Origin of the sequence: Conexibacter sp. CPCC 206217 (assembly GCF_030646165.1) — a bacterium.
Classification (GTDB): domain Bacteria; phylum Actinomycetota; class Thermoleophilia; order Solirubrobacterales; family Solirubrobacteraceae; genus Conexibacter.
The window spans coordinates 39,065-45,537 of sequence record NZ_JAUTDO010000018.1 but is presented as its reverse complement, the minus strand read 5'-3'; the positions used below and the strand labels follow the sequence as shown (position 1 = coordinate 45,537).

Below are 6,473 nucleotides of genomic sequence, written 5' to 3'. Positions count from 1 at the left end.
GCAGCGGACCCGGTCCAGTGCCAGGCACCGCCGTCGTCGACGAGCGCGTCGAGCTGCGGGCGGGCGCGGGCGGGCGCGGGCGGGCGCGGGCGGGGGCGGGCGGGCGCGGGCGGGCGCGTGGGGGAACTCCCTCGCCCAGTCCCTCACGGGCTGGCGCGGGCGTTCGGCGCCGGTACCGTCGGTGCGGTGAAGCGGCTGCTCGGGTCGAGGCTGGAGGTTGCGTTCTCGGCCGGTCTGCTGGTATGGGCCGTCGCCGAGGCGTCGCTGATCCCGAGCACGTGGCCCGTCGGGGCGCGGCTCGCGTTCGCGCTCGCCGCGACCGCGCCGCTCGCGCTGCGCCACCGCTTCCCGTTCGCCGTCGCCGCCTGGGCGGCGGCCGCGTTCGTGCTCGACAGCCTCGTGACGTTCCTGCCGTTCCAGGCCGTGACGCCGCTGCAGGGGATCGCGGTCGCGGTCTTCGCGGTCGCGGCCTACGGGCAACCGCGCCATCGTGCGGTGCTCGCGGTCGCCGCGCTGATCTCCCTCACGCCGCTCTTCCCGCTGATCGAGCGCGAGGTGGCGGTCACGCCGCACGACATGATCGCGTTCCTCGTGATGCAACTGCTCGCGCTGAGCGCCGGGCTCGCGGTGCGGCTGCGGCGCGAGGAGGCCGAGCGCGCCGCGGCGCAGGCGAGCAGTTGCGGGAGCGAGCAGGCACACCGCCTGCGCATCGACCTCGCCGCCGAACGCCGCCGGATCGCGGGCGAGCTGCACGCGATCGTGACGCGCGACCTGAGCGAGATCGCCCAGCTCGCGTCGGCCGCGCGGGAGCGGCTCGGAGACGAGGTCGGCGGCGGAAACGCCGCGGACGCGGCCCGGGCACGGTCGCTGCTCGGCTCGATCGCAGGCGTGACGACGAGCGCGCTGGAGGAGCTGCGGCGGGTGCTCCAGCTCCTGCGCGCCGAGGAGCAGCCGCACGCTGTGTCGCCCGCTCACGCCGCATTCGTCACGCCCACGGCGCCGGCGGGCAGCCGAGCGGGTCGCACGCGGCTCCTCGCAGCGGGCGACGTGGCCGCCGCCGCGCTCGCGTCGGCGACGGTCGCGCTGGAGCAGCTGCTCAACGACGGCCGCGCGATCGGGTGGGTCAGCGGGATCGTGCTGATCGTGCTGCCGCTCCTGCTGCTGCGCAGCCGCGCCGGGTTCGCAACCGCGTGCGTGCTCGCGGGCGGCGGTCTGCTCGCGCGCGCCCTGCTCGGCTGGATGCCGAACGGCGGGCTGTCGCTGATGGCCGTGATCGTGTTCGCGTCCTATGCCGCGGCGACCTCCGCCGGGAGCGCGCGGCGCGCGGTCGCCGGCGGTGTCGTCGTGGCGGTCTGCTCGCTCGTCGCGGTCGGGTCGTGGGTCGCGGAGACGGGTGCGCCGACCGACCTGCCGTTGACCGCCTGCGTCGTCGCGATCGGCTGGATCGCCGGCTGGTACGTGCGCGGCAGCTCGCGGCTCGCACGCGGGCTGCGACGCGACCAACTGCTGCTCGTCGCCGCCGCGCCGCAACGGCTGCGCGCGGCGGTCGACGCCGAGCGCCGCAGCGTCGCGCGCGACCTGCACGACGTCGTCGCGCACGGCATCTCGCTGATCGGCCTGCTCGCGGCCGGCGCGCGCGTCACGCTCCCGCGCGACCCGGCCCGCGCCCGCCAAGCACTCGACGATCTCGACGACGCGGTCGCGGCGACGCGTGTCGAGCTGGCGCGCTTGGTCGCAACGCTGCGGGCCGGCGACGAGCCGGGGCCGAGCGAATCGCCGCTGGCGGACCTCGACGCCGTCGTCGCCGGCGCCCGCCGCGCCGGCCAGCGCGTCAGCCTCGTGCTCGATCGGGCCGAGTTGGACGGCGTCCCGCCCGACGTGCTTGCGTGCGCTTGCCGCATCGCCCAGGAGGCGCTGACGAACGCCCGCAAGCACGCCGCCGGCGCGGCGGTGGAGGTGCGGGTCGTGGTCGAAGAGATTGCGCTGGTTGTCGAAGTCCGCAATGCCCCGCTCGCGCGGTCGCGCGTTCGGGGCGCGGGCGCGCGGCGCGGGATCGACGGGATGCGCGAGCGAGCGCGCCTGCTCGGCGGCGCGCTGCGGGCCGAGCCGACGCCCGACGGTGGCTTCCGCGTGTGGGCGTCGCTGCCCTGCGGCGACCGATCGGCGCTCGAGGCGAGCGCGATCGTGGCGCTGGAGCCAGAGCAGCGGCACTTCTTGGTCGCCTGACGACCAAAAGGTGCCGGTGCTCGAGTGGGCGCGGCGCGGCGGTCCGCAGCGGACGGCATCGCGGCGCCGCGCGTGGCAGGCTGCGTGGTGCGATGCTGCTCCTGCTTCCGCCCTCCGAGGGCAAGACCGCTCCGTCCGCGCGGCGGTCGACCGTCGACCTCGCGGCGCTCTCCTTCGCCGAGACGCTCGGTCCGCTGCGCGGGCGGCTGATCGAGGCTGTCGATCCTGCGCTCGCCAGCGCTCCGACCGCTCCCGCCGCGGAGGTCTACAGCGGCGTGCTCTACGCCCGGCTGGACCATGGATCCCTGCCGGCCGCGGCGAAGCGGCGGGCGCGGGCGAACGTGCTCGTCGCGAGCGGGCTGTGGGGCATGACCGGGCTCGCCGACCGCATTCCGGCGTACAAGCTGCCGATCGATGCGCGCGTGGACGGGCTCGGCACGCTCGCCGCCGCATGGCGACCGCTGGTCGCGCAGGCGCTTGCGTCGCATGACCGTCGCGGCGAGCTGGTCGTCGACTGCCGCTCCGGCGGCTACGCGGCCGTCTGGCGCCCGGCGCACGCGCCGCGGGTGGAGGTGCGCGCGTTCAAGCTCAAGCCCGGCGGCAGCCGCCAGGTGATCTCGCACATGGCGAAGGACACGCGCGGCCGCGTCGCGCGCGAGCTGCTGCTGGCGGCCAGAGCACCGCGCCGCCCGGCCGACGTGCTCGCGATCGTGCTGTCCGCCGGCCTCGACGCGGAGCTGGCCGAGACGCCCGGCCGCGACGACGCGTGGACGCTCGACGTGCTGGAGCGCTGAGCGGCCCACCGCCCGCGCGACCTCACGTCAGCTTGCTCAGCGGCGGCCACTCGTTCGGCGTCGACGCGCGACGGCGAGCGAGCCGGCGCCCGCCTCAGCCCGCGTTGACCTTGTGCTCGCGCAGGTAGTCGAGGTAGAACGGGCGCAGCAGCTCGGCGACTTCGCCTCTGCCGGACTCGGTCACGTCGTCGATGTGGGAAACCATCGACTGCAGGTCGGCGTCCGCTTCCTCGAGCTCGCCGGCGGCCGCCTCGGCCGCGGGCAGCACCTTCAGCAGGCGCCAGAAGAAGGCGACGTCGAGGTGGTGGCGCGCGTGTCTGACGGCGAGGTCGTGGAGCTGCTCGGAGGAGAGCTGCTCGAGCGGATCGGTGTCGGTCATCGTCAGCCGGACAGTACCGGGCCGCCCGCGCGACGGCGACGACGAAGGGACATCGCGCCGCGGCGGATCAGCGGCGTGCTCACCGGAGCGCGGCGCGCCGGGCGCGTCAGCGGTAGTCGTCGGGGTTCTGCGACGGGCTCGGGAGCGCATCCCAGAGGCCGCTCAGCGTCGGGCGCGAGCGCGGCTCCAGGTCGGCCCAGACCGCCGACATGGCGACGAGCGCGAGCGACGCGGCCCACACGAGCGCGAGCGTCTCGGTCCGCTCCGAGGCCCAGACGATCCCCAGCACGACGAAGGCGACGATCGCGAAGAGGCGCAGCAGGAACGAGATCATGCGGGAATCGTACAAGCGCGGCGATAGACGCGGCAGCCTGGCCGGGATCGGATACGTTGGAACGGATGCCCACGATTTGGACGATCGGCTACGAGCGGATGGCGCCCGACGCGCTCGTCGCGGAGCTGCAGGCCGCCGGCGTCGAGCGGGTGATCGACGTGCGCTTCCGCGCGCAGTCACGCAAACCCGGGATGTCGAAGACGAAGCTCGGAGCGCGGCTCGGCGAGGGCGGCATCGCCTACGAGCACCGCCGCACGCTCGGCACGCCGCCGGAGATCCGCCCGCTCTTCCGCACCGGCGCGGTGCGCCAGGCGGCCGACGCGTTCCGCGCGCACGTCGAGCAGACCGCGGCGCAGGAGCTGGACGCGCTCGCCGAGGAGCTGAGCGGCAGCGCGCCGGCGACCGCGCTGCTGTGCCTCGAAGCCGAGCCGTCCGGCTGCCACCGCCGCGTCGTCGCGGAGCAGCTGCAGCAGCGCCGCCCCGAGCTGCGCGTCGTCGATCTCTGAGCGCGCGCGGCGGGAGCGGCGCGCGGCGGTCGGCGGGAACGCCCGCGCCGGCCGGTCAGCTCGCCGGGAACTGCTCCAGCGCCCACCCCGGTCCCAGCAACGGGCGCAGGTGAGAGCGGCCGTGGGTCGCCACGTACTCGCCCGTGCGGGGGTCGACCGGGAGGTTGCGCTCGACCGGATACCACTCGTTGTGCTGGCGGATCAGCGCGTTCAACTCGTGGAAGTCGCGGCTGTGGACGTGCTCGCGCCAGCGGCGCGCGAACTCGTCGGCGTCGTCGCCGCAGCTGTGGCGCAGCGCGCGATGCTCGGCCGCCAGCTCTCGCCTCACCCGCGCTATGCCGGCGTCGATCTCGCCGACGCGCTCCATCCAGCGCGGCGGGTTGCCGCCGGTCAGGTAGCCCTCGATCGTCCGCTGCGCCTGGCGCGCAGTCGACGAGAGCGCTCTGCCGCTGAGCGCGTCGGTACGGCGGCGCAGCACACGCTCGGCTGGCGTGAGGCGATCGTCGTCGTCGGCGATGTCGCGCGCGGGCGGGGACACGGTGGTCCCTCCACTGTAGGAAACCCGCCGAACCGCCACGCGTGCCACTGTCACACATCCATCGTGCGGCGACTCACACAGCGGGCGGTGGATCGTCCGTAGCTTGGGTGGTGCACCAGCACTCCTCGAACAAAGAAAGCAACATGGCTTCTCTCATCAAGTCCGCATTCACTCGTCTCTTCGAGAACAGCACGCGCCCGGAGCCGGTGCACTTCCATTCCGGCGTCGAAGGCACCGTCGTCTGCCATGACGAAGCCTGCGCCTCCCCGCGCCTGGACCTGCGCGACGCGCGCGAGCTCCAGAGCAGCACCGCCGACCTGCGCTAGCCGGCCGGTCCCCTCGCTAGCGGTCCTCGCGGGCCGCGAACGTCGAGCTGTACGGGATCCAACGGCCGATCCGGCGACGGACGGTCGCCGCAATTCGGCTCGTCACCTCCAGCTCGACGAAGACCGAGCTGACCGGCAGCTCCAGCCAGCCGCCGTCGCTGAGGTCGATCCGCAGCGCGTCGATCGCCGGGTAGTGGATGATCCCCAGCAGATCGACGGCCCTGTTCTCGAACGGGTCGCGCGAGCGCGGTCTGCCGGCGCCGTGCACGATCAGCCGGCAGGCCAGCAACGGCAGCTCGTACTCGTCGTACAGCCACGTGCGGCGCAGGTGTCTGGGCTCGATCCCGCCCGCCCCGAACGGCTCCTGGCTGAACGGCAGGATGACCGCGCGCGTGACCTGATCCCAGCGCAGCTCGCCGACGTCTGCGACGGCGTCGTGCAGCCATGTCGAGACGTCGCCGAGCGCCTCGCCGTCGGTCGCGAGCAGATGCTCCAGCAGTCTCGGGGTCGTCTCCGCGCTCACGGCCTCGATGCTACGCGGCATCGGGCCGCGCCGCGAGCGCGGCGAGGCCCGATCGCGCTTCCTCAGCGGCGCGGCCGCGTCGCCTGACCGTACGCCAGCAGGGTGACCGGCCCGATCAGGCCGTAGCTCTGCCGTCTGGAGCCGCCGAAGACGGCCGGGTCGGCGCTTGGAGAGGCTCCACCGGAAGCGACGCGCCCGCGCCCATCAGCGCGCCGCCGAGCGATCCCAGCAGGACGCCCTGCATCTCGGCCGGCGTCAGCGCCAACTCATCCTCGATCCAGGCGAGACAGGCGCCGTCGATCGACCACAGCCAGCCCTGCACGGCCGCGCGCGCGGCGGGGCGTTCTCCCCCGTTCGCTCTGCCGAGCCCGGAGAGGATCCGCCGGACCGTCTCCTCGCGCACGCTGTCGACCAGCTCGCGCACCTCCGCGACCGCGAGGCTGCGCAGGAGCTTCGCATACGCCGCGCGGCGGGCGTCGATCCATTCGAGGAAGCCGAGCAGGCTCGCCGCCAACTGCTCCGCGGGCGGCCTGGAGGGATCCGGCTCCGTCGCCAGTCGCAGCTCCTCCCCGGCGCTCTGCACGGCCGCCGCGAAGAGCGCCTTCTTGCCCGGGAAGTAGTGGTAGAGCAGCGGTTTCGAGATCCCCGCCTCGCGCGCGATGCGCGCCATCGACAGCTCTTCGTAGCCGTACTCGCCGAACAGCGCCGTGGCGCGCTCGACGAGCAGCCGGCGGCGTTCGTCGCTCTCCAACCGGCGATAGGCGCGGGGCGGCACGCGATCGATCCTACCAACCGTGTCGACCGTCGGTCGGCAGTTTCCCGACCGCCGGCAGCCAGACTGCTGACC

The 6,473-nt window shown here is 74.3% G+C and carries 9 protein-coding genes; 4 read left to right on the top strand and 5 right to left on the bottom strand.

Translation table 11 applies throughout. The features are described from left to right. The first annotated feature begins 186 nt into the window (after positions 1–186). Together Q7L65_RS27465 and Q7L65_RS27460 are read left to right on the top strand one after the other, a co-directional pair. The gene (locus tag Q7L65_RS27465) at positions 187–2,226 is read left to right on the top strand and encodes a histidine kinase (protein ID WP_304726656.1); all 2,040 of its coding nucleotides are present in this window, start codon (positions 187–189) and stop codon (positions 2,224–2,226) included. Positions 2,227–2,318: 92 nt separating this feature from the next. After that, the gene (locus Q7L65_RS27460) at positions 2,319–3,020 is read left to right on the top strand and encodes a YaaA family protein (protein WP_304726655.1); all 702 of its coding nucleotides are present in this window, start codon (positions 2,319–2,321) and stop codon (positions 3,018–3,020) included. A gap of 94 nt (positions 3,021–3,114) precedes the next feature. Here Q7L65_RS27460 and Q7L65_RS27455 read toward each other — a convergent pair whose 3' ends face one another. Together Q7L65_RS27455 and Q7L65_RS27450 are read right to left on the bottom strand one after the other, a co-directional pair. After that, the gene (locus Q7L65_RS27455) at positions 3,115–3,399 is read right to left on the bottom strand and encodes a hypothetical protein (protein ID WP_304726654.1); all 285 of its coding nucleotides are present in this window, start codon (positions 3,397–3,399) and stop codon (positions 3,115–3,117) included. Between the two features lie 106 nt (positions 3,400–3,505). Next, positions 3,506–3,733: a hypothetical protein gene (locus tag Q7L65_RS27450; protein ID WP_304726653.1), complete on the bottom strand. Its 228-nt coding sequence runs from the start codon at positions 3,731–3,733 to the stop codon at positions 3,506–3,508. A gap of 65 nt (positions 3,734–3,798) precedes the next feature. Here Q7L65_RS27450 and Q7L65_RS27445 point away from each other — a divergent pair, with 65 nt between their 5' ends. Then, positions 3,799–4,239 carry a DUF488 family protein gene (locus tag Q7L65_RS27445; RefSeq protein ID WP_304726652.1) on the top strand — a complete coding sequence of 147 codons (441 nt, stop codon included), beginning with the start codon at positions 3,799–3,801 and terminating at the stop codon, positions 4,237–4,239. 55 nt (positions 4,240–4,294) lie between these two features. On the opposite strand, the gene Q7L65_RS27440 is transcribed toward Q7L65_RS27445, so the two are convergent. Beyond that, entirely contained in the window at positions 4,295–4,777 is a 483-nt protein-coding gene (locus Q7L65_RS27440) for a hypothetical protein (RefSeq protein ID WP_304726651.1), read from the bottom strand. A gap of 143 nt (positions 4,778–4,920) precedes the next feature. Between Q7L65_RS27440 and Q7L65_RS27435 the strand changes: the two genes are divergently transcribed. Then, positions 4,921–5,103, top strand: coding sequence for a hypothetical protein (locus tag Q7L65_RS27435; protein WP_304726650.1), 183 nt, complete (start codon positions 4,921–4,923; stop codon positions 5,101–5,103). 16 nt (positions 5,104–5,119) lie between these two features. Here Q7L65_RS27435 and Q7L65_RS27430 read toward each other — a convergent pair whose 3' ends face one another. Both Q7L65_RS27430 and Q7L65_RS27425 read right to left on the bottom strand, forming a co-directional pair. Further along, positions 5,120–5,626, bottom strand: coding sequence for a hypothetical protein (locus Q7L65_RS27430; RefSeq protein WP_304726649.1), 507 nt, complete (start codon positions 5,624–5,626; stop codon positions 5,120–5,122). Positions 5,627–5,741: 115 nt separating this feature from the next. Next, positions 5,742–6,401: a TetR/AcrR family transcriptional regulator gene (locus Q7L65_RS27425; RefSeq protein ID WP_304726648.1), complete on the bottom strand. Its 660-nt coding sequence runs from the start codon at positions 6,399–6,401 to the stop codon at positions 5,742–5,744. Positions 6,402–6,473: the final 72 nt, after the last annotated feature.

Excerpts from the sequence above, each read along its gene's own strand:
- Q7L65_RS27460 (WP_304726655.1), top strand. The coding sequence starts at position 2,319 with ATGCTGCTCCTGCTTCCGCCCTCCGAGGGCAAGACCGCTCCGTCCGCG.
- Q7L65_RS27455 (WP_304726654.1), bottom strand. The coding sequence starts at position 3,399 with ATGACCGACACCGATCCGCTCGAGCAGCTCTCCTCCGAGCAGCTCCAC.
- Q7L65_RS27450 (WP_304726653.1), bottom strand. The coding sequence starts at position 3,733 with ATGATCTCGTTCCTGCTGCGCCTCTTCGCGATCGTCGCCTTCGTCGTG.
- Q7L65_RS27445 (WP_304726652.1), top strand. The coding sequence starts at position 3,799 with ATGCCCACGATTTGGACGATCGGCTACGAGCGGATGGCGCCCGACGCG.
- Q7L65_RS27435 (WP_304726650.1), top strand. The coding sequence starts at position 4,921 with ATGGCTTCTCTCATCAAGTCCGCATTCACTCGTCTCTTCGAGAACAGC.